24 protein-coding genes and 1 pseudogene are annotated in these 25,951 nt (G+C 72.5%); 12 read left to right on the top strand and 13 right to left on the bottom strand.

Annotation, left to right across the window (positions count from 1 at the left end; genetic code table 11):
• Positions 1-57 precede the first annotated feature (57 nt).
• Positions 58-1,071, bottom strand: a complete 1,014-nt coding sequence (locus tag ACSNN8_RS04920) for an NYN domain-containing protein (protein WP_436647193.1) — start codon at positions 1,069-1,071, stop codon at positions 58-60.
• A gap of 214 nt (positions 1,072-1,285) precedes the next feature.
• Between ACSNN8_RS04920 and ACSNN8_RS04915 the strand changes: the two genes are divergently transcribed.
• Both ACSNN8_RS04915 and ACSNN8_RS04910 read left to right on the top strand, forming a co-directional pair.
• The gene (locus ACSNN8_RS04915; protein WP_436647192.1) at positions 1,286-2,314 is read left to right on the top strand and encodes a sensor histidine kinase; all 1,029 of its coding nucleotides are present in this window, start codon (positions 1,286-1,288) and stop codon (positions 2,312-2,314) included.
• Positions 2,311-2,946 carry a response regulator gene (locus ACSNN8_RS04910; RefSeq protein WP_436647191.1) on the top strand — a complete coding sequence of 212 codons (636 nt, stop codon included), beginning with the start codon at positions 2,311-2,313 and terminating at the stop codon, positions 2,944-2,946. The genes ACSNN8_RS04915 and ACSNN8_RS04910 overlap by 4 nt, the downstream gene beginning before the upstream one ends.
• 32 nt (positions 2,947-2,978) lie before the next feature.
• Here the strand turns inward: ACSNN8_RS04910 and ACSNN8_RS04905 are convergent, their stop codons facing one another.
• The 4 genes from ACSNN8_RS04905 to ACSNN8_RS04890 form a co-directional block, all read right to left on the bottom strand.
• Complete coding sequence (locus ACSNN8_RS04905) at positions 2,979-3,689, bottom strand: GNAT family N-acetyltransferase (protein ID WP_436647190.1); 711 nt, start codon at positions 3,687-3,689, stop codon at positions 2,979-2,981.
• Positions 3,690-3,921: 232 nt separating this feature from the next.
• Complete coding sequence (locus tag ACSNN8_RS04900) at positions 3,922-4,425, bottom strand: pyridoxamine 5'-phosphate oxidase family protein (protein ID WP_436647189.1); 504 nt, start codon at positions 4,423-4,425, stop codon at positions 3,922-3,924.
• Between the two features lie 9 nt (positions 4,426-4,434).
• Positions 4,435-6,063, bottom strand: coding sequence for a GMC oxidoreductase (locus ACSNN8_RS04895; protein WP_436647188.1), 1,629 nt, complete (start codon positions 6,061-6,063; stop codon positions 4,435-4,437).
• A 138-nt stretch (positions 6,064-6,201) separates the two neighbouring features.
• On the bottom strand, positions 6,202-7,212 hold the full coding sequence (locus ACSNN8_RS04890; protein ID WP_436649412.1) for a zinc-dependent alcohol dehydrogenase: 1,011 nt from the start codon (positions 7,210-7,212) through the stop codon (positions 6,202-6,204).
• A 36-nt stretch (positions 7,213-7,248) separates the two neighbouring features.
• Here ACSNN8_RS04890 and ACSNN8_RS04885 point away from each other — a divergent pair, with 36 nt between their 5' ends.
• Complete coding sequence (locus tag ACSNN8_RS04885; protein ID WP_436647187.1) at positions 7,249-8,853, top strand: AMP-binding protein; 1,605 nt, start codon at positions 7,249-7,251, stop codon at positions 8,851-8,853.
• Between the two features lie 9 nt (positions 8,854-8,862).
• Here ACSNN8_RS04885 and ACSNN8_RS04880 read toward each other — a convergent pair whose 3' ends face one another.
• The 3 genes from ACSNN8_RS04880 to ACSNN8_RS04870 are packed head-to-tail and all read right to left on the bottom strand — an operon-like array spanning position 8,863 to position 12,798.
• Positions 8,863-10,437: a glycosyltransferase family 39 protein gene (locus ACSNN8_RS04880; protein ID WP_436647186.1), complete on the bottom strand. Its 1,575-nt coding sequence runs from the start codon at positions 10,435-10,437 to the stop codon at positions 8,863-8,865.
• 9 nt (positions 10,438-10,446) lie between these two features.
• Complete coding sequence (locus ACSNN8_RS04875; protein WP_436647185.1) at positions 10,447-12,123, bottom strand: AMP-binding protein; 1,677 nt, start codon at positions 12,121-12,123, stop codon at positions 10,447-10,449.
• Positions 12,124-12,138: 15 nt separating this feature from the next.
• Positions 12,139-12,798, bottom strand: coding sequence for a hypothetical protein (locus tag ACSNN8_RS04870; protein WP_436647184.1), 660 nt, complete (start codon positions 12,796-12,798; stop codon positions 12,139-12,141).
• A gap of 289 nt (positions 12,799-13,087) precedes the next feature.
• On the opposite strand from ACSNN8_RS04870, the gene ACSNN8_RS04865 reads away from it, so the two are divergent.
• The 3 genes from ACSNN8_RS04865 to ACSNN8_RS04855 all read left to right on the top strand — a co-directional run bounded on the left by ACSNN8_RS04865 (position 13,088) and on the right by ACSNN8_RS04855 (position 17,368).
• A complete protein-coding gene (locus ACSNN8_RS04865) occupies positions 13,088-15,490 on the top strand; it encodes a TRAP transporter permease (RefSeq protein WP_436647183.1) in 2,403 nt (800 codons plus the stop codon).
• A 10-nt stretch (positions 15,491-15,500) separates the two neighbouring features.
• A complete protein-coding gene (locus ACSNN8_RS04860; protein ID WP_436647182.1) occupies positions 15,501-16,493 on the top strand; it encodes a TAXI family TRAP transporter solute-binding subunit in 993 nt (330 codons plus the stop codon).
• Between the two features lie 65 nt (positions 16,494-16,558).
• Complete coding sequence (locus ACSNN8_RS04855) at positions 16,559-17,368, top strand: hypothetical protein (protein ID WP_436647181.1); 810 nt, start codon at positions 16,559-16,561, stop codon at positions 17,366-17,368.
• Positions 17,369-17,530: 162 nt separating this feature from the next.
• Here the strand turns inward: ACSNN8_RS04855 and ACSNN8_RS04850 are convergent.
• A pseudogene (locus ACSNN8_RS04850) lies at positions 17,531-17,895 on the bottom strand (VOC family protein).
• Positions 17,896-17,986: 91 nt separating this feature from the next.
• On the opposite strand from ACSNN8_RS04850, the gene ACSNN8_RS04845 reads away from it, so the two are divergent.
• The 3 genes from ACSNN8_RS04845 to ACSNN8_RS04835 are packed head-to-tail and all read left to right on the top strand — an operon-like array spanning position 17,987 to position 19,562.
• On the top strand, positions 17,987-18,385 hold the full coding sequence (locus ACSNN8_RS04845) for an ArsR/SmtB family transcription factor (RefSeq protein ID WP_436647180.1): 399 nt from the start codon (positions 17,987-17,989) through the stop codon (positions 18,383-18,385).
• Positions 18,375-18,827 (top strand): SRPBCC family protein, encoded by a 453-nt coding sequence (locus ACSNN8_RS04840; RefSeq protein ID WP_436647179.1) that lies wholly within the window; start codon positions 18,375-18,377, stop codon positions 18,825-18,827. The genes ACSNN8_RS04845 and ACSNN8_RS04840 overlap by 11 nt, the downstream gene beginning before the upstream one ends.
• A 39-nt stretch (positions 18,828-18,866) precedes the next feature.
• Positions 18,867-19,562: an ArsR/SmtB family transcription factor gene (locus tag ACSNN8_RS04835; RefSeq protein WP_436647178.1), complete on the top strand. Its 696-nt coding sequence runs from the start codon at positions 18,867-18,869 to the stop codon at positions 19,560-19,562.
• Here ACSNN8_RS04835 and ACSNN8_RS04830 read toward each other — a convergent pair.
• Positions 19,536-20,231 carry a TetR/AcrR family transcriptional regulator gene (locus ACSNN8_RS04830; protein WP_436647177.1) on the bottom strand — a complete coding sequence of 232 codons (696 nt, stop codon included), beginning with the start codon at positions 20,229-20,231 and terminating at the stop codon, positions 19,536-19,538. The genes ACSNN8_RS04835 and ACSNN8_RS04830 overlap by 27 nt on opposite strands.
• A gap of 27 nt (positions 20,232-20,258) precedes the next feature.
• Here ACSNN8_RS04830 and ACSNN8_RS04825 point away from each other — a divergent pair, with 27 nt between their 5' ends.
• Entirely contained in the window at positions 20,259-21,089 is an 831-nt protein-coding gene (locus tag ACSNN8_RS04825; protein WP_436647176.1) for an alpha/beta hydrolase, read from the top strand.
• On the opposite strand, the gene ACSNN8_RS04820 is transcribed toward ACSNN8_RS04825, so the two are convergent.
• Both ACSNN8_RS04820 and ACSNN8_RS04815 read right to left on the bottom strand, forming a co-directional pair.
• A complete protein-coding gene (locus tag ACSNN8_RS04820) occupies positions 21,073-21,858 on the bottom strand; it encodes an SDR family NAD(P)-dependent oxidoreductase (RefSeq protein WP_436647175.1) in 786 nt (261 codons plus the stop codon). The two genes, ACSNN8_RS04825 and ACSNN8_RS04820, sit on opposite strands and share 17 nt — an antisense overlap.
• Before the next feature lie 9 nt (positions 21,859-21,867).
• A complete protein-coding gene (locus tag ACSNN8_RS04815; protein WP_436647174.1) occupies positions 21,868-22,869 on the bottom strand; it encodes a fatty acid desaturase family protein in 1,002 nt (333 codons plus the stop codon).
• Between the two features lie 111 nt (positions 22,870-22,980).
• Between ACSNN8_RS04815 and ACSNN8_RS04810 the strand changes: the two genes are divergently transcribed.
• Together ACSNN8_RS04810 and ACSNN8_RS04805 are read left to right on the top strand one after the other, a co-directional pair.
• Positions 22,981-24,267: a sensor histidine kinase gene (locus ACSNN8_RS04810; RefSeq protein ID WP_436647173.1), complete on the top strand. Its 1,287-nt coding sequence runs from the start codon at positions 22,981-22,983 to the stop codon at positions 24,265-24,267.
• Positions 24,219-24,854, top strand: coding sequence for a response regulator transcription factor (locus ACSNN8_RS04805; protein ID WP_436647172.1), 636 nt, complete (start codon positions 24,219-24,221; stop codon positions 24,852-24,854). The genes ACSNN8_RS04810 and ACSNN8_RS04805 overlap by 49 nt, the downstream gene beginning before the upstream one ends.
• Here the strand turns inward: ACSNN8_RS04805 and ACSNN8_RS04800 are convergent.
• Positions 24,839-25,765: an LLM class F420-dependent oxidoreductase gene (locus tag ACSNN8_RS04800; protein WP_436649410.1), complete on the bottom strand. Its 927-nt coding sequence runs from the start codon at positions 25,763-25,765 to the stop codon at positions 24,839-24,841. The genes ACSNN8_RS04805 and ACSNN8_RS04800 overlap by 16 nt on opposite strands.
• Positions 25,766-25,951: the final 186 nt, after the last annotated feature.

Here is a 25,951-nt window from a genome sequence, read left to right as displayed (position 1 = left end):
CGGGCACCAGCGCAGCATCGGCGAATGCGCCCGACGACCTGCTCACGCACGGGGAATTCACGGCCGGCGCTGTCCCTCAGCCTTCGCGCCCCGGCCGCAATGCCGGCATGCGCCACGTCGGCGCAGGTGGTAGGCGATGGTGGCCACGCCGAGTGCGACGCCCCAGAGCACCCAGGGCACGCTGGGAAGCCGCACGCCCCACCCGTCGCCGATCGCGGGCTGCCAGAGCATCATCAATCCGGCCGGGATGAGAACCACGGCGACAAGGGAAGCCGGAACGATCGCGAGTGCCGGCGGCACCGGTTTCCCGGCCTTGAACCAGATCCACCGCGGATAGACCTCGCCCCACCGGCTGACCAGACCGTGGGTCAGCACGCCACCCAGCGCCGAGGCGATGGCGCATCCCAGCCCGATCGCGAGCATGCCGTCAGTGTTCTGCATCATGGAAAGGAAGTCCCGGGTGACGCCGAGTGGATAGCCGAAGTACCAGGCCACTCGAGTGATCTCGTACGGCAGTGGCGCCAGGCAGGCGACCACGACCGCCCAGCGCCCCCACCGCAGTAGCGCCTGCCGGGACGGGCCGTTGCCGGCCGGTCCGTGACGACGGCCGCAGTGCTGACAGGCCGCCCGCCTGCGCCGCTGGTAGGCCAGCGTGGCCGCGGCCCACAGCAGGCCACCGGCGAACAGGATGATCAGGTTGATCCGGTGCCAGTACAGGATGTCACCGATGCCGTCCTGCGGGCCGGGCACGCCGGTGAAGGCGAACACCAGCAGCAGCGGGCCGAATGCCAACAGAGCAATCAAGGTGTAGTCGGGGATGACCAGAGTCAGGGCGGCCGCCACGATCCAGCCGAACGCGATCATCGCCGCTGACCAGCGGCCGGAGCCGGCGCCTCGGACCATCGCCAGCGCGACGACAGCGCCGAGCAGTCCGAGCAGCGCCATGAGCGGCGCGACGACCTCGACCGGAACGCCTTCCAAAATGGATGCCGACTTGTGGTTGTCGTCGATCGGCGCGAACGGAAAGCCGTCGCCGCCGGCCGTCCAGTACAGCGCGAGCATGGCGTACATCAGCGACCAGCCGGCCGCCGCGTACCCGGACCAGATCGGCCAACGCCGCCACCAGCTGAGCCGGCGACGGTTCGGCGCGACCGCGGCTGCTTTCTCCTGTGTAGACATGTCACTCCTCGGTGAGCGCGACGAACGTTCGCCGCTGCCTCACCAGCCTCGGCCGTGCTGAGTGGGCTCGACCATCTGCCGATGTGGCGAGGGGGACACGCCGGCCGTGGCGTTCTATGCCGATCGGCGTACGGCGATGCTCGCCTACGATCACGTGATGACGCGTCGGCACCTCGGCTGGATCAGCATGACGGCGAGCGGGGCCACTCTGGCGGCGACGTTTGTGGGAGACCTCGGCGGCCCGCCGTACCTTGCCGTCCTGGCGGTGGCCGTTCTCGCGGTGCTGTTGGCCGTCGCCGTGCGGTGGGGGCCGCGCCGGCACATCGCCCCTTCTGCCGGGCTCGCTGGGACCGCGATGGCGCTCGCACTCTGGTCGATCTCCGAGGGCATGGCGACAGGGCAACGGGTCGCCGCGGCGGCGGTCTGGGCGACGCCTGCCGTCATCGCGATCGTCGTCGGCGGCTACCCGCGGCTGATGCTGCACCGGCGGGCCGTGGCCGTCGAGCACGCCCGGCATGCTCAGCGCTCACAGGTGGCCCGTGACCTGCACGACTTCGTCGCCCATGACATCAGCGGGATCGTGGCGCAGGCCCAGGCCGCACGCTTCGTCGCCGACAGCCGGCCCGAAGCGGCGGGCCCGGCACTGGAGCGCATCGAGGCCGCCGGTCTGGCTGCGCTGGCAACGATGGACCGGATGGTCGGCATGCTGTATGAACCAGAGGCCGTCACGGTGCGGCCGTTGCCCACGCTGGATGATCTGCCGGGCCTGGTCGATCGCTTCCGCACCGCGGGCCACCTCGACGCGCGACTCGTCCAGGATCCCCGAGCCGGCGAGGTGCCGCGCGACAGCGCCGCAGTGGCGTACCGGATCGTGGTCGAAGCCTTGACCAATGTCCGGCGGCACGCACCAGCAGCGACCCGGGTCGACGTGTCCGTCACCGGCGACGCCGGCGGTATCGAAGTGCGGGTTCGCAACGACACCGCGGGGTCACCCTCGCCGCGGGCTGCCAGGCGCGGTGGGCGGGGCCTCTCCGGTCTACGGGAGCACGTCGCCGCGTGTGGCGGCACCCTGACAGCCGGGCCGTGCGAGCGTGGCTGGGAAGTCATCGCGGTCATCCCGGGAGCCGCGGCATGACCGGCACCCGCGTCCTGCTCGCCGACGACCACCCGGACGTGCGCAGCGGCTTCCGCCTCGTCCTGGACTCCCAGCCCGACATCACCGTGGTCGGCGAGGCCACCGACGGAACCACGGCCCTGGCCCTGGCCCGCAGGCTGCGGCCGGACGTCGTGCTCACCGACATCCGGATGCCCGACATCGACGGACTGGAACTGACCCGGCTGCTGACCCACGAGGGCCTGCGGGTGGTCGTGGTCACCACCTTCGACCTCGACGAGTACGTGGATGCCGCACTGCGCAACGGCGCCTGCGGTTTCCTGCTCAAACGTTCCGGGCCCGCGCTTCTGGTCGAAGGTGTCCGTGCGGCAATGGCCGGTGACGCGCTGATCAGCCCTCAGGTCACCGTCCGGCTGCTGCGCGCAGTGGCCGAGGCCGACCGCCCTTCGGAGCCCAACCCCCTGACACACCGGGAAACCGACATCGTACGGCTGGTCGCTCAGGGCCTGACCAATGCGCAGATCGGCGCCGAGCTGTTTATCTCCGCCGGAACCGCCAAGACCCACGTCGCGAACATCCAGGCGAAACTGGGGTTCAACAACCGGGTAGGCATAGCCGCCTGGGCGTGGCGGGCCGGTCTGGCCGATCCGTGAGCCCGATCGATTCGGCCGGCCTCATCGGGCGGTCACGGTTGATCGAGGCGCAGGCTCAGTTGCGCGCCCAGGACCTCGAAGCCCAGCGCCCGGGCGACGCGGCGGGACGCCGGTGGGCGGGCCCGCCACTGGGGCATCAGGCCGGCGGAAAGCGCTGCGGCCACGGCGGCGGAGGCCACGATGCGGGCGAGACCGCGGTCGCGGTGGCCCGGGGCGGTCAGCACGCTGAGGTGGGCCGTGCCGGCGGGCCACAGGTGGTAGCCGGCGGCGGCCACGATCGCGTCGCCGTCGCGGAGCACGAAGGCCGGGGAGGAGATGCCGCCGAGACCTGCCTCGTCGGCGTCGTCGCTGTCCACCTGATCGAGCAGCGTTCGGAGGGCCGGGACGGAAACCGCCTCGACGCCGTCGGTCGCAAGCGGGCGGAAGCGGTCCGCGTCGCAGAAAGCCAACGTCGCCGGGCCCAGCACCTCGGTGACCGCGAGCCGCGCGCGGACGACGGCCGGATCGGTCAGGCTCGTCGCGGGCACGCCTGCGAACGCCGCCCGTACGGTCACGGCGCGGGTCTCGTCGGGAACGGTGACGATCGCCGAGCCGGCCAGCGTCACGATGCCGGCCCAGCCGGGCGGGCAGAGCAGCGATCGCGGGGACACCGCCACGTCGGCGCCGGTGCCGAACGCGACCGGGGCCGCGGCCAGCTCGACCCACAGCCGCCGGGCCCGGATCAGCAGGGGGTCGTCGATCACGGGCTCAGCATCGCAACCGGACGGCGGCGCCGCCATCGATAAAGGGCGCCACCGCGGCCGTCGCGGGTACTGCGGCGGCACGACTGATCCGAACGACGATCTTTCGAGCATCGCGGACCCCGGCTCGATGGGTCCCGAGGCGATGACCGAGCCCGACAACGGCCCCGGCGATCCGACGTACGACGAGGAGCACCGCGCGCGGCAGCAGGGCCGGCGTGCTGGGCGCTGATGCTCAGCGGACGCGGGCCCGGTGATCCTGGTCGATGGCGTGCAGGGCGCACGCCTGGCGGGGTTCGCGCGGGCACAACACCCACACTTCCGAGGCGGTGGCCCGGTAGAGGCGCCACGGGGAGTCGCCGGTCAGGTCCTCCCGGGTGATCGGGCCGCCGCCGCGGGCGGGTGGGCCGGGGTAGTGCGGCAGCGCGTCGTCGAGCGCGTCGGGCGGCACCTCGCGGGCCTCGCCCACCGCGTACAGAGCCCGGCCGTGATAAGCGGGAACGGTCGAGTCGAACACGGTCAGGCTCACGGCTGGACGGTCCGCCAGGTTGCGGGAGTGCTGGGCGTCCACAGAAGACACCCACAGGAACTGCCAGCCGTCGGCCCACGCGAAGTACACCGGGCTCACCCACGGCTGCCCGCCCGGCGAGACCGTGCCGAGGGTGAGGTAGCGGTTCGCGTCCAGCAGTTCGCGGGCGTGCGTGGCCAGCGACTCGTGCGGCTCGTCCGGATCTGCCATGCGGGCAGCCTAAGTGGTCAGACGCAGCGCCGCGGGGGCGTGTGCGGGCACGGCGGGGGAGTGCGGCGCGATCGGCGCCAACCGGCGGTAGTCCGCGCCCAGCGGAGGACGCTCGTCCGGCTCGCCCCTGTTCGGCCACAGCGCGACGGCGCGCTCGGCCAGCGCGGTGATGGTCAGCGACGGGTTGACGCCGAGGTTCGCGGGGACGGCCGAGCCGTCGATGACGTGCAGACCCTCGTACCCGAAGACTCGGTGGTAGGCGTCGACGACCCCGGTCTCGGCGGACGCGCCGATGGTGGCGCCGCCCAGGATGTGCGCGGTCATCGGGATGTCGAAGATGTCGCCGACCGTGCCGCCCGCAAAGCCGCCGATGTGCTGCGCGATCCGCCGGACGGCCTCGTGCCCGATCGGGATCCACGTAGGGTTCGGCGCGCCGTGGCCCGGACCGGTGGTCAGCCGGCCGCGGCGGGTGCGGCGCACGGTGAGCGAGTTGTCGGCCGTCTGCATGACGAGCGCGATGATCGAACGTTCGCTCCACCGCCGCACTGACAAGGAGCGGACCAGCACGTACGGGTGTCGCAGCGCCTGCCCGAGGAAGCGCACCGGCCGGGGCACGCGGCCGCCGCCGTCCACGAGCAGCGTCGACAGCAGCCCCATCGCGTTGCTGCCCGGCCCGTACCGTACGGGCTCGATGTGGGTCGTCTCGTCGGGGTGGAACGACGACGTGATCGCCACGCCCCGCGAGAACGGCTGCTGCGGCACCCGGGCGGCCTGCGCGCCGAGCAGCGCCTCCGAGTTCGTCCGGGTCAGCGCGCCCAGCCGTGCCGACAACGCCGGAAGCGTGCCCGTGTCGCGCATCTTGTGCAGCAGCCGCTGGGTGCCCAGGGCCCCGGCCGACAGGATGACGTCGCGGGCCGTGAACGTGCCGCGGGTCGTCTCCACCGTCCAGCCGGGCCGGATCGACAGCACCTCCGTGGACGGGTGCACCACCGCGCCGGCCCGCTCGGCCAGGTACAGGTAGTTCACGTCGAGCCGGTTCTTGGCGCCCACCCGGCAGCCGATCATGCAGTTCCCGCACTCGATGCAGCCCGTCCGGTCCGGGCCGGCTCCGCCGAAGTACGGGTCGGGCACCGTCTCACCGGGCTTGCCGAAGAAGACCCCCACGGGCGTACGCCGGAAGGTCGCACCGGCCCCCATCTCGTCCGCGACCCGGCGGATCACCACGTCGGAGGGCGTCATCGTCGGCTGCTCGGTCACGCCGAGCATGCGGGAGGCCTGGTCGTAGAACGGCGCCAGCTCGTCGGCCCAGTCGGTGATGCCGGCCCAGCGCGGGTCGGCGAAGAACGTGGCCGGCGGCCGGTAGAGCGTGTTCGCGTAGACCAGCGAGCCGCCGCCGACACCCGCGGCCGACAGCACCATGATGTCCTTGAGCAGGGTGATCCGCTGAATGCCGCGCAGGCCCAGCCGGGGCGCCCAGAGGAAGTTGCGCAGGTCCCACGACGTCTTCGGCAGCGTGTCGGCGGTGAAGCGGCGGCCCGCCTCGAGCACGCCGACCCGGTAGCCCTTCTCCGCCAGGCGCAGCGCGCTGACGCTGCCGCCGAAGCCGCTGCCCACGATCACCACGTCGTAGTCCGCCATCGCCCCACTGTCGCATTACCAGCCGGTAACCAAAAGGGGGCCTGTGGATAACTCCGGGCCGGGCTTCGCGGTCGCGTAGGGTCGGACCCCCGGGTGGGTGGGGGCTAGGGATGGCCCACCGCTATGCGAAGACTGCGATCAAGGCGTGAGCAGCACCTTGAGGTGGCGGCCGGAGGCGGCGTCGGCGAAAGCGGCGGCGGCCGCGTCCAGCGGGTGGACGGCGGTGACCATGGCGGAGACGTCCACGTCGCCGGACTGCAGGAGGCGCATGGACTCCGTGAAGTCCGGCGGCAGGTAGGTGGCGCTGCCCTGGATGCGCAGCTGGGCGTCCTGGATGAGCGGCAGCGGGATCGTCACGTCGGCGGGCGGCACGCCGACCACGACGACGGTGCCGCCCTTGAGCACCATGCCGAGGGCCTGGTCGGTCGTCGACTGCTCGGCCACGCAGTCGAACACCACGTCGGCGCTCTCGCCCAGCGCGGCGCGCACGTCGTCGACGCAGGAGGGGGCGGTCGCGTCGACGGCGGCGTCGGCGCCGAAGGCGAGCGCGCGCTTCCGCGAGGCGGCGGACCGGGCGGTCACCACGACGCGGCGGGCGCCGTACGCCCGCGCGACCTGCAACGTCAGGATGCCGATGGTGCCGGCGCCCAGGATGGCCACGGCCCGGTCCCGTACGCCACCGGCCAGCCCGACAGCGTGCACCGGGGTACTCAGCGGCTCGATGAACGCCGCCGTACGCCAGTCGAGCCCGTCGGGAACGACGTGCTGGCGCCGCTCATCGACCGTGAACAGGTCCGCCATGCCGCCCTGGTCGTGGGCGCAGCCGAAGAACCGCAGCCGCTCGCAGACGTTCTGCCGGCCCGCGACGCACTGCTTGCACTCCCAGCAGGGCAGGAACGGCTCGAGCGTGACCCGCTGACCCACCACGACCGTGGTCACCGCCGGCCCGACCTGCTCGACCGTGCCGCACACCTCGTGCCCCGGCGCGTACGGCAGCTCGATGAACGGGTGCAGGCCCGCCAGCGCGTGCGTGTCCGAACCGCAGACGCCGGCCACGGCCGTACGCACCAGAACCTCGTTCGGTCCCGGCGCCGGCGCCTCCGCGGAGACCACCGACACCCCGTCGTTCGAAACGATTACCCGCCGCATCTTCACGTCGCGACCCTAAGGGGTCATGCTGCGGAGATGTTGTCCTATGCCTCGGGTGTGACGGACCTGCCGCTGCTGGGCGAGACAATCGGCGCGAACCTCGAGCGTACGGTGGCCCGCTTCGGCGACCGCGAGGCGCTGGTCGACGTGGCGGCCGGGCGCCGGTGGACGTACGCGGAACTGGACGCCGACGTCGACCGGCTGGCGCGGGGGCTGCTCGCGCGGGGCATCGCGAAGGGCGACCGGGTCGGCATCTGGGCGCCCAACTGCGCCGAGTGGGTGATCACGCAGTACGCGACCGCGAAGATCGGCGCGATCCTGGTGAACGTCAACCCGGCGTACCGGACGCACGAGCTGCGCTTCGTGGTCGAGCAGTCGGGGCTGAAGCTGCTGGTCAGTGCCGTGTCGTTCAAGACGAGCGACTACCGCGCGATGGTCGGCGAGATCGGCTTCACCGACGTGGTGTTCATCGGCGAGGCCAGCTTCGCGGACCTGTTCCTGCCCGGCGAGCGGATCGACATGAGCGAGCTGGCGTTCGACGACCCGATCAACATCCAGTACACGTCGGGCACGACCGGCTTCCCCAAGGGCGCGACGCTCTCGCACCACAACATCCTCAACAACGGCTACTTCGTCGGCGAGCTGATCAACTACACCGAGCACGACCGCGTGTGCCTGCCGGTGCCGCTCTACCACTGCTTCGGCATGGTGATGGGCAACCTCGCGGCCACCTCGCACGGCGCCTGCATCGTGCTGCCCGCGCCCGGCTTCGACCCGGCGGCCACGCTCGCCGCGGTGGGCCGGGAGAAGGTCACTTCGCTGTACGGCGTGCCGACCATGTTCATCGCCGAGCTCGGCCTGGCGGACTTCTCCTCGTACGACCTCGGCTCGTTGCGCACCGGGATCATGGCGGGCTCGCCGTGCCCCGTCGAGGTGATGAAGCGCGTGGTCGCCGAGATGAACATGGCCGAGGTCGCCATCTGCTACGGGATGACCGAGACGTCGCCGGTCTCGACGATGACCCGCCCCGACGACAACCTCGCCCGCCGCACCGGCACGGTCGGGCGGGTCATGCCGCACCTCGAGTCCAAGGTCGTCGACCCCGCCACCGGCCGGCCCGTGCCGCGCGGGGAGCCGGGCGAGCTGTGCACCCGCGGCTACTCGGTGATGCTGGGCTACTGGAACCAGCCCGACGCGACGGCCGAGGCGATCGACGCGGCCCGCTGGATGCACACCGGCGACCTGGCCACGATGGACGCCGACGGCTACGTCAACATCGTCGGCCGGATCAAGGACCTGGTCATCCGCGGCGGCGAGAACGTCTATCCGCGCGAGGTCGAGGAGTTCCTCTACACCCACCCCGACATCGCGGACGTGCAGGTCGTCGGCGTGCCCGACGCCAAGTACGGCGAGGAGCTCATGGCGTGGGTGGTGATGCGGCCCGGCGCGACGCCGCTCACCGCCGACGACGTGCGCGCGTTCTGCGCCGGCAAGCTGACCCACTACAAGGTGCCGCGGTACGTGCACGTCGTCGACGGCTTCCCGATGACCGTCACCGGCAAGGTGCGCAAGGTCGAGATGCGCGAGCAGGCGGTAGGCATCCTGGGCCTCGAGGAAGCCGCCGCGGTCCGCAACGCCTGACCCGCCGGCTCAGCGGCGATAGATCGTCATCGAGTAGCCGACCTGGTCGATCGCCGTGCTGGTGTCGAGCAGCTCCTTGAGCCGGTTGCGGGCGAGCGCCGCGCTGGAGTCGGAGACCACCAGCAGGCCGCGCACCTCGTCGATCGGCACGGAAAGCGGGTTGCGGCCCTGGATGCCGTAGTACGAGGGCACGCCCGCGCCCTTGTAGACCAGCCAGACGGGCTCGCCGGGATACTGCGAGCGCAGCCGGGCGGCGAGCCGGGGCAGGTCCTGACCCCAGTCGACGTTCGAGTCGTGCAGGTTGTTGTGCGTGTTGGCGGTGCCGCCGAAGGCCTCGTTCGAGTAGGGCAGGTAGTAGGGGAACGTCAGCAGCGAGCTCACCCCGACGAAGGCCACCAGCGCGGCGGCCGGGATCCACGCCCACCGCCACCGGATGAGCACGACCGTGCCGGCCACCACCGCCAGCATGATCGGCATGAAGATGACGTACCGGGTGCCGTAGTCGCGGGCGCCGGTCATCGCCACCAGCAGCAGCACGCCCGCCGGCACCAGCAGGTAGAGCGCGGCGAAGCGGCGCTTGAGCAGCAGCGTGACCGTGCCTGCGAGCCAGAGCAGCAGCATCCCGATCGGCGTCTTGATCAGCAGCGCGACCGGCAGGTAGTACCACCGCGCGCCGCGGTAGGCCTCGCCGAGCAGGAACCCGTTGAACGTACGGGACTCGAACTGGAACTGGATCAGCACGCCGTCCCGGTAGGCCGCAGGGAACGGCAACAGGTCGACGGCCAGCCCCTTGAGCCCGCCGGGGTGCGGCAGCCCGACCGGCGTGCTCCACCGCAGCCGCGGGTCGACGGCCAGGTAGGTCAGCCACACCACGGCGACCGCGATCAGCCCCACCCCGGCGGCGCCGAGCACGCGCCGCCACAGAGCCCGCCCGAACGGCGCCGGCACGAGGGCCAGGAGCAGGGCGAGGGGTACGACCGGGAGCGTGCTCATCCGCGTCGCGAGCGCCGCGCCCAGCGCCACCCCGGCCAGCGGCAGGTACACCCGGGGCCGGTCCCGGGCGCGCCACAGCATCCAGAACGTCACCAGCACCAGGCCGGCCGCGGGCACGTCGAGCGTGGCCAGCGAGCCGTGCGCGATGACGTCGGGCGAGAACGCGTACAGCGCCAGGGCGAGCAGGCCCGCCCACGGGCCCGCCAGGTCGCGCGCGAAGAACAGCACCACCAGCCCGAACAGCAGCGTCAGCGCGATGATCGGCAGCCGCGCGGCCAGCATCAGCTCGGCCGGGTTGTTGCCGCTCCCGTAGAGCAGCTGCCGCCCCAGATAGGTCTGGTCGACCCGGCGCGGCGCGTCCAGCCGGGGGTCGGCGAACGCCAGCCCGGCCGCCATCGCGAGCTTGGCCAGCGGCGGATGCTCGGGGTTGTAGACCAGGCTGTGCTGCTGCCGATAGACCTCGGCGGTCGCCACGTACACCGGTTCGTCGATCGTCGGCGACTGCTGCACGGCGGTGGTCACCATGGCGAACGCCATCTGCCCGAGCAACAGCACCACGGCGAGCGGAAAGAGCAGGCGCCGTCGGAGCATCGCGCCAATCTATCCGGCGAACTCCCCGGGCGGCGCGGAGGCCGGGTCGGCGTGCTTGTGCTGCTCGGCGGCCCTGAGCTCGACGCGGCGGATCTTGCCGGAGATCGTCTTGGGCAGGTCGGCGAACTCCAGGCGGCGGATCCGCGCGTACGGCGGCATGTGCTCCCGGGCGTACGCGAAGATCGCCTCCGCCGTCGACGCGTCGGCCGGCCAGCCCTCGGCCAGCACGACGTACGCCTTGGGGACGGCCAGCCGCACCGGATCGGGTGACGGCACCACCGCCGCCTCCACCACGGCCTCGTGCTCGATCAGCACGCTCTCCAGCTCGAACGGGGAGATCCGGTAGTCGGAGGCCTTGAACACGTCGTCGGTGCGTCCCACGTACGTGATGTAGCCGTCCGCGTCCCGGCTCGCCACGTCGCCGGTGTGGTACCAGCCGTCGGTCACCCGCTCGGCGGTCAGCTCCTCATCGCCGTGGTAGCCCACCATCAGCCCCAGCGGCCGCGGGTCGAGCGCCACGCAGATCTCGCCCTCGTCGGCCTCCGCGCCGTTCGCGTCGATCAGCGCGATGCGGTAGCCCGGCACCGGCCGGCCCATCGAGCCCGGCTTGACCGGCTGGCCGGGCGTGTTGGCGATCTGCACGGTCGTCTCGGTCTGGCCGAAACCGTCGCGGATCGTCACCCCCCACGCCTTGCTCACCTGGTCGATGACCTCGGGGTTGAGAGGCTCGCCCGCGCCCACCACGACCCGCGGCGGCGTGGCCAGCGCCGACAGGTCCGACTGGATCAGCATGCGCCACACGGTCGGCGGCGCGCAGAAGCTGGTCACCCCGCAGCGCTGCATCTCGCCCATCAGCCGGGCCGGGTCGAAGCGCGTGTAGTTGTAGATGAACACGCAGGCCTGCGCGTTCCAGGGCGCGAAGACGTTGCTCCACGCGTGCTTCGCCCAGCCCGGCGACGAGATGTTGAGGTGCACGTCCCCGGGCTCCAGGCCGATCCAGTACATGGTCGACAGGTGACCCACCGGGTACGAGGCGTGGGTGTGCTCGACGAGCTTGGGGCGCGCGGTCGTGCCCGAGGTGAAGTACAGCAGCAGGGTGTCGCTCGCGCGCGTCGGGCCGTCCGGGACGAAAGGGGCATCCGCGCCGTACGCGTCGGCGAAGGACAGCCAGCCGTCGACCGGGTCGCCCACCGCGATCCGGGTGACGTCCCCGGCCTGGGCGAACTTGCCCGCCGCCGCGGACGTGGCGATGACGTGGCGGGCGCCGCCGCGCGCCACCCGGCCGGCCGCGTCGGCGGGGCCGAGCAGCGGCGTGGCCGGGATCAGCACCGCGCCCAGCTTCATGACGGCGAGGATCGTGTCCCACAGCTCGACCTGGTTGCCCAGCATCACCACGATGCGGTCACCCCGGCGCACGCCCCGGGCCCGCAGCCAGTTCGCGACCCGGTCCGACCGCTGCGCCATCTCGGCGAACGAGAACCGCTGCTCCGAGCCGTCCTCCTCGACGATCCAAAGGGCCGGCGCGTCGTTGCCCGCGGCGATCACGTCGAACCAGTCGAGCGCCCAGTTGAACTCGGACAGGTCGGGCCATCGGAACTCGTTCACCGCGGTGTCGTAGTCCGTGCTGTGCGCCAGCAGGAAGTCGCGCGCCGCGCGGAACGCCTTCGTACCCTCTTGTGCCGTCATCTGGGCCTCCCGGGCTCAGATGCTAATGGTCCTGGTCGCCACCAGGCCACGGGCAAGATCCCCGGTGACCGTCGCCATGGTCAGCTCGCCGCCGTCGTCGGTGACCGGACGGGCCAGCGCGAGGTGGACGGCGCTGTCTTCGTAGCCGCCGGTGTCATAGGCCTTGGCGCACGCGTCGCCCGGCAGCGCGATCCGGCCGGCGACCTCCGCCGAGGGGATCTCGTAGTTCAGGTGGGGCCACCGGGCGTCGTGCGCACCCGGGAAGATCGTCGAGAACGTGACCCAGCCGCTGCCGTCGGTGTGCTGGACGCCGCGCAGGTAGGTGCACGCCTCCAGGCCGGGGGAGTGCAGCGAGTACGCCCCGTCGCGGTCCGCGTGCCACAGGTAGAGCGCGTGGCCGGCGAGCGGGCGGCCGGAGTTGGCGCTGACCAGCCGCAGCCGCACGGTCAGCGGCACGCCGCGGGCGACCCCGCTCGCCCTGCCGAAGCTGCGCCGCAGGTCGTCGCGCACGATGCCCGAGCAGGTCAGGGTGTCGGCGCCCAGCCCCGCCAGCGCGGCGACCGTGACCCCGTTGCCCAGCCCCGTCATGCGGCGGCGGCGCAGCACCGCGAGGTCGCGGTCGAGCCCGTGGGCGCGCCGCTGCGGTCGCGCCTGCACCTGCGTCTGTACGGTCATCACGGCCCCCTGGCGTCGACGTTCCGGCTCCTCATTACGCCGTCGCCCGGTTGTAGCCGCGGGTCCCGGCCGGTTGCCACCCGGTTGCCGCATGCCTGTGGACGGCGCGCGTCTGTGGACAACGCCCGGCGCGCCCCGCGCGGCGCGTAGGGTCTCGCCCGTCCCGCGCGTCCCTTGGGTGGGCGGGGGAGGCGGTGGCCCAACGTGTTGATCTTCGATGTGGTTGCGGTCGTGTGCCGGACAAAAACGGCGGTTACGAAGGGCGATCCGAGCTAGTACTGTCCGTTTCATGGCCGAACGTCGATCTCCGGACGATCGGGCGACCGGTGTGTCCACCATGGACGCGGTGCACTACGACGACGAGGAGCTGCCGGCCCGCGAGCTCAAGGGCCGCGTCGGGCTGGGCGTCGCGGCCGTGGCGTTCGCGGTGGCGCTGCTGGTGCTGTGGCAGGTGTTCCGGCCGCTGGCGCGGGGCAGCCAGTACTACCTGATCATCTTTCTGGCCGGCACGCTGCCGCTGGTCTTCCTGGCGTACCGGTCCCGGCTCGTCAAGAGGAAGAGCGAGCGGCCCACGGTGCCGGACTGGATCCTGGCCGCGGCCGCGCTGGTGGTCTGCCTCTATCCGGTCAACCCGTTCGGCGGCGGCTACGACGGCTTCCTCGACCGCCAGGGGCTGCTCGAACCGGCCGACGTCGCGTTCGGCGCGGTGCTGCTGATCCTGGTCGTGGAGGCGTGCCGGCGCACCACCGGCCTGGCGCTGCCCATCGTGTGCGGGGTGTTCCTGGCGTACGGGTACTACGGCGGGCTCCTCCCGCAGCACTGGGAGATCGCGCACGCGGGGCTCGACTTCGCGCAGATCGTCGACGCGCTCTACAACTCGGGCAGCGGGTTCTACGGCACGCCGCTGGACGTCGCCGCGACGTACATCGTGCTGTTCACGATCTATGGCGCGGTGCTCGACCTGTCCGGCGCCAGCCGCTTCTTCGTCGACCTCTCCGTGGCCGCCTTCCGCAAGTCGCGCAGCGCCGCGGGCCGTACGGCGGTGGCGGCAGGCTTCCTGCTGGGCACCGTGTCGGGCTCGGGCACGGCCACCGCGGTCAGCGTCGGCGCGGTCACCTGGCCGATGCTGCGCCGCGCGGGCTACCCGGCCGAGCAGGCGGGCGGCATGCTCGCCGCGGCGGGCGTCGGCGCGATCCTCTCCCCGCCCACACTGGGCGCCGCGGCGTTCATCGTGGCGGAGTACCTCGACGTCTCCTACCTCACCGTCCTCGGCTGGGCGACGATCCCCACGGTGCTGTACTACCTGGGCATCCTGCTGGCGGTCGAGATCGACGTACGCCGGTTCCGCGTCCGCGGCCTCGATCCGCCGCAGGTCAGCACGTTGCGGCTGCTGGGCCGGTTCGGCTACCACTTCTCGTCGCTGATCCTGATCGTCGTCCTGCTCGCGCTGGGGGAGAGCGCCACCCGGGCCGTCGTCTACGCCACCCTGCTCGCGTTCGCCCTGTCGTTCCTCGACCGGCGCGCTTGGCTGACCCCGCAGCGGCTCTTCGGTGCTCTGAGTTCGGGCGTACGCGGGGTGCTGCCCGTCGTCGCGGTCTGCGCCGCGGCCGGCATCATCACGGCGATCACGACCAAGACCGGCCTCGGCGCGCAGCTCGCGTCCCTGCTGGTGCGCGGCGCGCAGGCGCTCACCTCGAACCCCACCGCCGTACTGGCGTTCACCGTCGTGCTGGCCGCGGTCGCGCTCGCCGTCCTCGGCCTCGCGGTGCCCGTCACGGCGAGCTTCATCATCGGCTGGGTCATCATCGGCCCCGCGCTGCTCGCCCTGGGCGTCCCCGCGCCTGCCGCCGCGATGTTCGTCTTCTACTACTCGGTGCTCTCCGAGGTCACCCCGCCCACCGCGCTCGCCGCGGTCGGCGCGAGCGCGATAACCGGCGGCCGCACGATCCCGACGATGTGGCAGGCCCTCAAGTACGCCCTCCCGGCGTTCCTGGCGCCGATCGCGTTCGTGCTCACGCCCGCCGGCTCCTACCTGCTCGCCCGCGGCTCGTTCGCCGACATCGCCTGGGCCACCGCGGCCGCCGTGGCCGGTGTGGCGGCCCTCGCGATCGCCACCGGCGGCTGGGTCCTGGGCGTCGGCCGCGCCGGCGCCGGCCCCCGCGTGCTCGCCGCCCTGGCCGGCCTGCTGCTGCTCTACTTGAAGCCCCTGACGATCGCCCTCGGCGTCCTGCTGCTCGCGCTGACCGTCGCCTGGTCCGCGCTGACCCGCCGCCGCACCACCCCGCCCGCGCCGGAGTCCGCCGCGCCCACCCCGCCTGCGCCTGCGTCGCCCGGGCCTGGGGCCGCCGTGTCCGCAGCGCCCGCGCCCGCTGTGCACGACGGATCCGCTCAGCCCGCGCCCGCGTCCGCCGCGCAGACGGCCGCACCGGACAAGTCAGCCCAGCCCGAGACGGCGTCCGCCGCGCCCGCGCCCGCGCCCGCGCCCGCCGGGCCCGCCCGGCCCGAAACCGCGTCTGCGGCCGCGCCCGGGTCCGTCGCGCCCGATGGGTCCGCGCCCGGGTCCGTCGCGCCCGATGGGTGCGCGCCCGGGTCCGTCGCGCCCCGCGGGTCCGCGCCCTCCGAGGAGCAGCCAACGACGGGGTCGGGCCGCCGGTCCGGCCGTGACACTGCGCATACCGAAGAACGGGGTTGAGATGAGACGAATGGCAGCCGCCGGGATCGCGCTCGCGGTCGCCGCGGCGCTGGCGGCCTGTGGGGGACGGCAGGACGCGGCCGAGACCGACGCGGGCGGCGAGGTCACCTGCGACGTCGCGAACGAAACCCGGATCGGCATCGCCACCGGCAACGCGACGGGTGTGTACTTCGCGCTCGGCAACGCGTACGCCGAGCAGATCGGCGCCGCCGGCGGCAAGGTCAAGGCGACCGCGTCCGAGACCGGCGCCTCGGTGCAGAACATCCAGCAGCTCGTCGCCGGCACGTACGGCGTGGCGTTCTCGCTGGCCGACACCGCCGCGGACGCCGTCAACGGGGCGGGCAGCTTCGACAGCAAGCAGCCGGTCGCCGCGCTCGCCCGCATCCACACCAACTACACGCAGGTGATCGTCCGCAGGGCCGCGGGCATCAAGGACGTGGCCGGCATGAAGGGCAAGCGGGTCTCCACCGGCTCGCCCAAGTCCGGCACCGAGGTCATCGCGAACCGCCTGCTGACCGCCGCGGGCCTCGACCCGGCCAAGGACATCAGCGCCCAGAAGCTCGACCTCACCAAGACCGTCGACGGCATGAAGGACGGCTCGATCGACGCGCTGTTCTGGTCGGGTGGCCTGCCCACCCCGGGCATCACCGACCTGCTCACCACCGCGGGCGGCCAGGTGGAGTTCCTCGACATCACGCCGCTGCTGCCCGAGATGCAGAAGATCAACGAGGTGTACGAGGCCGGCACCATCCCGGCCGCGACCTACAAGCTGGCCGCCGACACCAAGACGATCGTCGTCCCGAACGTGCTGCTGGTGAAGGACGACCTCGACGCGAACGTCGCCTGCGTGCTCACCCGGACGCTGTTCGAGCGCAAGACGCAGCTCGAGCAGGCCAACGCCGCGGCCAGGGAGATCTCGCTCGACCGGGCCCGCAGGACCGACCCCGTGCCGCTGCACCGCGGCGCCGCGAAGGCGCTCGACGACCTCGGCGCCCCGAAATAACGGCTGGACACGCGGCCCCTTCCGGGGGAAGCTGAACACATGATGATCTTCTCCCGGAAGGGCGCGTGCGCCCTCGCGCTTTGATCGCGCCCGCGCGGCGATCCGCCGCGCTCTCCGAGCTGTGGTCCCGGGTGGTGAAGGTCCGCCGCGAGTGGCTCGACCTCGCCACCTCCTGCGAACCCGCCGACCACGGCACCACCGAAGAGGCGCTCGCCTCGATCTACGCCAGGCACGGACGGCCACTCCCCGAGTTCCTCTGGGTGCCGTCGCCGCGCGCTGCCATCCCGTACGTCCGGGGTCTGCCCACCCACGACGACCTGCGGGCCGCCCTGGGTGACCTGCGGCCGCCGCCGCTCGCGAGCGACATCGCGGCCGGCCTGAGCCGGCTGCGCTCGCAGCTCGAGTCCGGCTACGTCGAACCGCCGGCCGACCGTCCCGCCCCCAGACGCAAGAAGGGCGAGCCGTGGCCGGTGTTGCCGGCCGAGCGCGCGATCGAGTCGGGCATCCCGTTCTCCGTGGTGCTGACCCAGGGCGTACGGGATGCCGTCGCCCGCAGCCTGGGCAACATCTACCTGCCGATCCGGGCGGCGGCCGGACCGCTGCCCGTCGGCTGGTACGGCCACCAGGACGTGGGGGTGGTCCTCGAGGACGTCGTACGCCGAGCCGTCTCGCCCGGCCTCGGCAGCCACCGCGGGCTGGAGTCGTGGGCGACGCTGAACCGCTCGGCGGGCTGGTGGTGGCCCGGCGAGCACCGCTGCGTGCTCTCCGAACGCCCGGTGGTCCTGCTCACCGAGCCCGTCCCCGGCGCCTGCCACGACGAGGTGCGGCTGGTGCGAGCCGAGTACGCCGACGGCTGGACGGTGCGGCACGGATAAATCCATTGTGGCCGGCACCGGGGCCGGGTTCGAATAGGTGACGGACAGGCGGCGGCCACGCGGGCCGGCTGCGGCGGGTACGACGACCGCCGGGCCGGCCGGCCGGGACTACTTGCGCTACCCGGCCAACGCGCCGGCCGCCGCCACGATCCACACCTCGGCTCAGCCGTCGTCCCGGACGAGACAGAACGGGTGCCCGGCCGGGTCGAGCAGGACCCGCACGTGCTGCTGCGGCTGGTGGTCGGCGAGCCGGGCGCCCAGGGCCTGCGCCTCGGCGGTCGCCTCGTCGAGGTCGCCCACCCGGCAGTCGAGATGCATCATCGGGCGCTGCCGGCCGTCCGTCGGCGGCCAGACCGGTGGTTGATAGTCGTCCCCTGCTGGAAGACGACGAAGGCCGAGCCGTCGGGGGCGGTGGCGAGCACCGAGGTACCCGGCTCCTCGTGGACGACGGGCCAGCCGATCAGCTCGGAGTAGAACCGGGCGAGCGCGCCGGGATCGGGGGCCTCCACCGCCACGCCCCACCACATGCCTCGGGTACGGGATCTCATGGCGGCCAGCGTAGGCGCCCGATCCCGATCGACGTTGAACTTTGCGGTTCAGTTTCGTAAGGTGAACCATGTGGTTCAGCAAGAGGGTTTGGATCGGGTGTTCGCCTCGCTGGCGGACGCGACCCGGCGGGCGGTCCTGATCCGGCTGGGTGACGGCCCCGCGACGATCGGGGAACTCGCCGAGCCGGCCGGGATGACGCTCACCGGCATGAAGAAGCACGTCCGGGTGCTCGAGGCCGCCGGGCTGGTGGTCACCGAGAAGGTGGGGCGCACCCGGCAGTGCCGGCTGGCGCCGGCGCCGCTCGACGACGCCATGGCCTGGATCGGCTTCTACCAGCGGCTGTGGGCGCGGCGCCTCGACGGCCTCGACGCCTACTTCACCCTGCGCCGAGGCATCCCCGGGAGCGCAAGCGCGGGAAGCGAGCGGGACGACACGACCAGCGAGAGGGAGCACGGGCATGACGCTTGACCTGCGAATGACGAGGCAGCTGCCGGCCACGCCGGAGGAGGTGTTCGACGCCTACACCGACGCGGAGAAGCAGAAGATCTGGTTCAGCATCCTCGACGAGGAGCCGGGCATCGTCGAGATCGAGGTGGACCTTCGCGTCGGCGGCAAGCAGACCGCCGTCTGGGGGCCGGACCGCGAGACGCTGTTCCGCGAGACGCAGACGTTCCTCGAGATCGACCGGCCGCGCCGGCTGGTCACCGAGTCGGTCGGGTCGGGGCCGGACGGGATGGAGATGACCACCCGCATCGAGGTCACCTTCGAGGACCGCGACGGTGGCACGCTGATGACCGTGGCGCAGAGCGGCTTCCCGGTGCCCGAGGTCCGCGACTTCTTCGCCGGCGAGGTCTGGGCCGGCGCGTTCGCCCGCATCGAGGCCTTCCTTCTGCAGCGCGCGAGGGCGTAGTTCGGTGCGGGCCGAACCGGCGCCGTCCGAGAATGGGGCATGACCTCGGCATCCGATCTGGCCGCGCTGGCGGCGCTGCTCGCGGACGAGACCCGGGCGGCGATGTGCCTGGCGCTGCTCGACGGGCGGGCGTGGACGGCGGGGGAGCTGGCCCGGCACGCGGGCGTCGCGCCGTCCACCGCGACCGAGCACCTGCACCGGCTGGTGGAGGGCGGGCTGCTGGCCGAGCAGCGGCAGGGGCGGCACCGGTACGTGCGGCTCGCCGACGACGCCACGGCGCACCTGATCGAGGATCTGGCCGCCCGGCTGGAGCCCCGGCCGGCGCCGGTCACGGGACTGCGGGCGGCGACCGCGTCGGCGGCGCTGCGGCGCGGGCGCACCTGCTACGACCATCTGGCCGGGCGGCTGGGCGTCGCCCTGACGGACGCGATGACCGCCGCCGGCATGCTCGACCAGGACGGCGGCTTCGCGCTCACCCCGTACGGGAAGGAGTTTCTCGCCTCGGAGGTCGGGATCGCGCCGGATCGGCTGCGCGCGACGAGGCGGCCCCTCGCCCGGGGTTGCCTGGATTGGACGGAAAGACGCCCGCACCTGGCGGGGGTGGCCGGCGCGCGGCTGTGCGAGACGTTGCTCGAGCGGCGCTGGGTGATCAGGATCGGGTCGGGGCGTGCGGTGCGGCTGACGCCCGCGGGCGGGGATGCGCTGGCCTCACTCGGCCTCGCGGTTGTCGAGTGACGCCAGTCCGGCGGCGAGCAGGCCGACGGCGGCGACGAGGCCGGCACGCGGGCTGTCCCGCCAGTCCGCGGTGACGGGCACCAGGTTGGCCGAGCGGGGATAGCGGACCGCGAAGTCGTCGATCGCGGTGGCCCGCGCCAGCCAGGCGGCCGTCTCGGCGGCGGTCAGGCGCTGGTAGGCGGCCGCCGTCTGGGCCGTGGCGCGCACCGTCGCGTACAGCATGGTGACCGCCGGCGCCCGCGACGCGGCCGGCACCGCCAGGCGTTCGAGGATCTCCAGCAGCGCCTCGAGCCAGTCCTGCTCGTTCGGCCCCTGGCTCGCCTGCGACCACGGCCGCTCGGTCAGCCACGGGTGGGCCAGATGGACGTCGAACAGGGCCAGCGCCCACCCCTGCAGGTCCGCGGGGGGAGCCGGCATGGCCACCGCCTGGTCCTGCATGAGCGCGAGCAGGTTCTCCTTTGTTCCCACGTACGGATAGAGCGCCATCGCGGTCTTGCCGAAGCGCGCCGCCACGGCCCGCGTCGACACCGCCTCCAGCCCCGAGGCGTCCGCGATCGCGATCGCCGCGGTCAGGATGTCGTCGAGGTCCAGCTGCTGACGCGGCCCGCGGCGGGGCGTGGGCAGGGTGGTGCCCCGATGCCGCCAGAGCCGTCTGAGGTGGTCGTCCATAACTCCTGACAGTGTATAGTGTTTTGCATGCCCATCGCGCGACTGCACGACGGATCATCCATCGAGGTCACCGCCCGAGGCGCCGGCCCCGCCATCCTCCTCCCCATCGACGCCCAGCCCGTCGTGGGCGCGCAGGCCGAGGCCATGCGCGCCTGGGGCGCCGACCCCGACTCCGGCCACAAGCTCGCGACCGGCGTGGCCGACGCGGGCTTCCGGGCGATCACCGCCGACTACGAGGGCCACCGCCTGCGGCACCCCGCGCCCGCGACCCTGACCGCCGCGAACGTGACGGCCGACCTGCTCGCCATCGCCGACGCGGCCGCAGCCGACCGGTTCGCCTACTACGGCTACTCCTGGCTCGCCCTCTGCGGGCTGCAGCTGGCGCTGCGTACCGACCGCCTCACCGCGCTGGCCATGGGCGGCTACCCACCGCTCGACGGCCCGTACGAAGCGATGCTCGCCGTCACCCGCACCGCCCACCGCCTGGCCCTCGACCCGCCGCCCCCGCCCGCCGGGGAGCCGGTGCCCGGCGACTGGGACTCGGTCGCCTTCACCCAGACGCCCGACCAGACCCGGCAGTTCGTGACGCTCTACGAGTCGCTGCGCGACTTCGACGACCGGCAGGTCCGGCTCGCCGTTCCGCGGCTCGCCTTCGCCGGGGAGCAGGACGACATCCGGTACGGCCCGGCGTGGGACAACGCGTACGTGGCCCTCGCCGAGCCGCTGCGCAGGAACCGGGCCGAGCTGGAGGCGTACGGCTGGGAGGTCCGCCTCGTCCCCGGCGCCGATCACATGGTGGCCCTGCAGGCCGCGACGGTGCTGCCGATCCTGATCCCCTGGCTCAGGTCGTCACTTTGAGCCAGCCGCCGTCCACGTAATAGGTCGACCCGACCGAATAGGCGGCGCGCTCCGAGCAGAGGAAGACGAAGAAGTCCGCGACCTCCTCGGGGGTCGCGAACCGCCCGATCGGCGCGTTCTCCTCGGCGATGTTCTGCAGGTACTGCTCCCACGTCTGGTCGGTGCCCGCGGTCAGCGCCTTCGCGGTCTTGACCCAGTCCCCGGTCATCACCAGGCCGGGGTTGACCGCGTTCACCCGGATGTTGTCCCCGATCAGCTCGCCCGCCAGGCACTTGGAGAACATCACGAGCGCCGCCTTGGTGACGTTGTAGATCGGCTCGTAGCCCAGCGGCTGGGTCGCGCAGATCGACGCGTTGTGCAGGATCACCCCGCCACCGCGCGCCTTCATCTGCGGCGCGATCGCGCGGGCCAGCCGGACGGCCGCCATCACGTGCAGCTCCCAGTAGTGCTGCCACCGGGAGTCGGGCGCCGTGAGGATCTTCTCCTCGCTGCCGGTGCCGGCGTTGTTGATCAGGATGTCCGCGCCGCCGAACTCGCGTTCGACGGCCGCGGCCACCCGTTCCGCGTCGCCGGGCTCGGCCAGGTCGGCGGGTACGGTGAGGACGCGTACGCCCGCGATCGACTCGGCCACGGCTCGCAGCCGCTGCTCGTCGCGGGCGCATAACACCAGATGCGTGCCTTCGGCCGCCAGGCCACGGGCGATCGCCTCGCCGATCCCGGCGCTTCCGCCCGTGATCACGGCGACCTTGTTCTCGAGACGCAGATCCATGCCGTGAACCTAACGCCGCGCGCGCAGCTCCGCGCCCACGTCGTGCAGGTGGCGCAGGGCCTGGCGGTACGAATCCGTCAGGCTCGTCATCTCGTACGGCACCCCGATCTCCGCGCAGTACCGCTGCACGATCGGCTGGGCCCTGCGCAGGTTCGGCGTCGGCATGGCCGGGAACAGGTGGTGCTCGATCTGGTAGTTCAGCCCGCCCAGCGCGGCGTCGACGAGGCGCCCGCCACGCACGTTGCGCGAGGTCAGCACCTGCTTGCGCAGGAAGTCCTCGGTGCCGTCGGGGTGCGGCATGCCCTTGTGGTTGGGCGCGAACGTCAGGCCCAGGTAGACGCCGAACACCGCCTGGTGCACCACGAAGAACGCCAGCGCCTGCAGCGGCGTGAGCACCAGCAGCAGCGCGGCGAGGTAGCCGGCGAAGTGAACGGCCAGCAGCGCGGCCTCCGCCCTCGCGCGCTTGGCGGCGACCCACCTGACGCTGTCCCGCTTGAGCGACAGCCCGAGCAGGGTCAGCAGCGGGAAGAACAGGTACGCCTGGTGGCGCGCGAGGAAGCCCTTGCCCTCCGCGGCCTCGCGCGACCAGACCAGCACGCCCGGCCCCACGTCGGGATCGAGGTCGTCGTGGTTGGGGTTCGCGTGGTGCTTGGTGTGCTTGTCCATCCAGTAGCCGTACGACATGCCGATCGCCAGGTTGCCCGCGATCAGCCCGGCCCGGGCGCTGGGCCGGTTGGTGCGGAACACCTGCCGGTGCGCGAGGTCGTGGGCCACCAGCGCGGTCTGCGCGAACGCGACCGCCAGCACGACGGCCACGGCCAGCGTCCACCACGAGGCGCCGACCACGAAGAACGCCGCCCAGCCCAGCGTCAGCGCGCCGGCGACCAGGCCGAGCCGTGCGGCGTAGTAGCCCGGCCGCCGGCGCAGCAGACCGGCCGCGTTGATGCGGCGCCCCAGCTCGGCGAAGTCGCTTCCGGCCGCCGCTCGCGGCCGCTCTGCCATTGTCGTCATGCGTTCCAGGAGACCCCGCGGACAGGCCCAAGGTCAGGAGTGCAGGACCCCCGCCCATTGGTAGGGCTAGCACTACTGATCGGCGGGCGCCCGTGGGTCAGGATGAGTTACGTGGAGACGAGCAACTGGATTCGTGACGGGCTGCGGGCGATGGCCGCGGGGCTGCTGGCGATCGTTCTCGCGGTCCTGAACATCCCCCTCTTCGTGCTGTTCGTGCTGTCGCTGGTGCTCACCCCGGTGCTCGGCATCGGCTTCGTGCTGCTGCCGGCGGTGACCGCGCTGGTCCGCCTGCGCGCTGACGCGGCCCGCCGGATCGCCGGCTGGCACGGCGTGACGGTGGCGCGGCCCTACCGGCCCAGGCCCGCGGGCCTCGCGCCGTTCGGCTGGGGCCGCTGGAAGTGGATCATCACCGACCCCGCCACCTGGCGCGACTTCGCGTGGCTGCTGCCCGGCGCGGTCGCCGGGCTGGTGCTCGGCGTGCTGACGCTCGCGATCCCGGCGTACGGGGTGGAGGGCATCATCCTGCTGCCGCTCTGGATCTACCTGGCCGAGGGCTGGTCCGGCTACGGCGCGATGTGGCCCATCGAGAGCGTCGCCGAGGGCTTCCTGTCGTTCCCGCAGGGCGTGGTGATCCTGGTGCTCGGCCTGGCCGTCGCGCCCTGGCTGCGCCGGGTCGACGCGCTGTTCGCCCGGCTGTTCCTGGCGCCCACCCGGGCCGCCGAGCTGCGCCTGCGGGTCACCCAGCTCACCGTCACCCGGGCCGACACGGTCGACGCCCAGGCCGCCGAGCTGCGGCGCATCGAGCGCGACCTGCACGACGGCGCCCAGGCCCGGCTGGTGTCGCTGGGCATGACCATCGGGCTCGCCGAGGAGCTGGTCGAGCGCGACCCCGAGACGGCCCGCAAGCTGCTCGCCGAGGCCCGCGAGAACAGCTCCACCGCGCTGGTCGAGCTGCGGCACCTGGTGCGCGGCATCCACCCGCCGGTGCTGGCCGAGCGCGGCCTCGACGGCGCCGTGCGGGCGCTCGCGCTCACGCTGCGCATCCCGACCACGGTCGACTCCGATGTGGAGGGCCGGTTCGAGACACCGGTGGAGTCGGCGGCGTACTTCGCGGTCGCCGAGGCGCTGACCAACGTGCAGCGGCACAGCGGGGCCACCTTCGCGTACGTCAGCATGCACCACGCCGGCGACGTGCTGCGCCTGGAGGTCGGCGACGACGGCCACGGCGGCGCGGACCTGACGCGCGGCACCGGTCTGGCCGGAATGGAGCGACGCCTCGCCGCCTTCGATGGCACGATGAGCGTGTCCAGCCCGCCCGGCGGGCCGACCATCGTGACCATGGAGCTGCCGTGCGCGTCGTCATCGCCGAGGACCATGCTCTCCTCCGGGACGGACTGACCCGGATCCTCGAGGCCTTCGACTTCGAGGTCGTCGCGGTCGTCGGCCGCGGGCCCGACGTGCTGCCCATGCTGCTCGAGGCCAAGCCCGACGTGGCCGTGCTCGACGTGCGGCTGCCGCCCACCTTCACCGACGAGGGCCTGCAGGCGGCGATCGCGGCCCGCCGGCAGGCGCCCGGGCTGCCGATCCTGGTGCTCTCCCAGCACGTCGAGCCGCTGTACGCCCGCGAGCTGCTCTCCGACCGCCGCGGCGGGGTCGGCTACCTGCTCAAGGACCGGGTCTCCGACGTGACCCAGTTCGTCGACGCCGTGCAGCAGGTGGCCGGCGGCGGCACGGTCATGGACCCCGAGGTGGTGGCCCGCCTGCTCGACCGCTCCCGGCCGCTCGACGTGCTCACCGCGCGCGAGCGGGAGGTGCTCGGCGAGATGGCCGCGGGCCGCTCGAACGCGGCGATCGCGGCGAAGCTGTTCGTCACCGAGAAGGCGGTCAGCAAGCACATCAACAACCTGTTCACCAAGCTGGGTCTGCCGCCCTCCGAGGACGACAACCGGCGCGTGCTGGCCGTGCTCGCCTACCTCGACAGCTGAGGCAGCACGTCCGAGGCGATCAGGTCGACGTGGTCGAGGTCGTCCATGTCGATCAGGCGCAGGTGCACGCGGGAGGCGCCGATCTCGCGCATCTCGCCGATCCGCTGCACCAGCCGGCCGGGCGAGCCGACCACCGGGTCCTCGGGCGGCAGCACGCTCTTGACGTGCAGGGGAGCGGCCCGCCGCTGCGCCTCGGCGTCCGTGCGCCCGATCGCGACCACGATGCCCGCGGACAGGGTGAGCTCGCGGCCGGTCCGCTCCGACGCCCGGCGGACCCGCTCGAACGCGGCGGCGGTCTCGGCCACCGTCTTGAACGGCATGTTGAACTCGTCGGCGTAGCGGGCCGCCAGTTCCGGCGTACGCCTCGGGCCCCTGCCGCCGACGATGATCGGGGGGTGCGGCCGCTGCGCCGGCCGCGGCAGCGCGTGCGCGTCCACCAGGCGGTAGTGCTTGCCGTCGAACGAGTACGTCTGATCCTCGGGCGTTGACCACAGCCCGGTCAGGATCTCGAGCTGCTCCTCCAGGCGGTCGAAGCGCTCACCCAGCGACGGGAAGGGAATCCCGTACGCCGTGTGCTCGCGCTCCACCCAGCCGGCGCCCATGCCGAGCTCGATCCGCCCGCCGCTCATCTGATCGACCTGCGCCACGATGATCGACAGTGGACCGGGCAGCCGGAACGTGGCGGAGTTCACCAGCGTGCCCAGCCGCAGCGTCGTGGTCTCGCGGGCCAGCCCGGCGAGCGTGACCCAGGCGTCGGTGGGCCCGGGCAGCCCCGGGTCGGGCGTGAGGGCGCGGTAGTGGTCGGCCCGCAGCAGACCCTCGAAACCGGCGGATTCAGCCTGCCGGGCGAACCTCAACTGGGTGTCGTACGTCGCACCCCGGTGAGGCTCGATGAACAGACAGACTCGCATCATCGTCCCTCGTGAACGCCGATTCCCCACGTTGACCGGCTCATCATGATCCATCGCCGCGAATACGTCTACTTCGGTGTTTGAGACGAATCTGTCATCGATGCATGTGCCAGTTTGCCCTACGATCCCCGATCGGGACACCCTTGTCCCTCGTTCGGCCTCCGCGGCCCCGGCGCGCCTTTTGCG

The organism is Actinoplanes sp. URMC 104 (genome assembly GCF_051386375.1).
In the GTDB taxonomy this organism is placed as follows: domain Bacteria; phylum Actinomycetota; class Actinomycetes; order Mycobacteriales; family Micromonosporaceae; genus Actinoplanes.
Note: the sequence above shows the minus strand (reverse complement) of the source record. Positions and strands in the feature narration are given on the sequence as shown.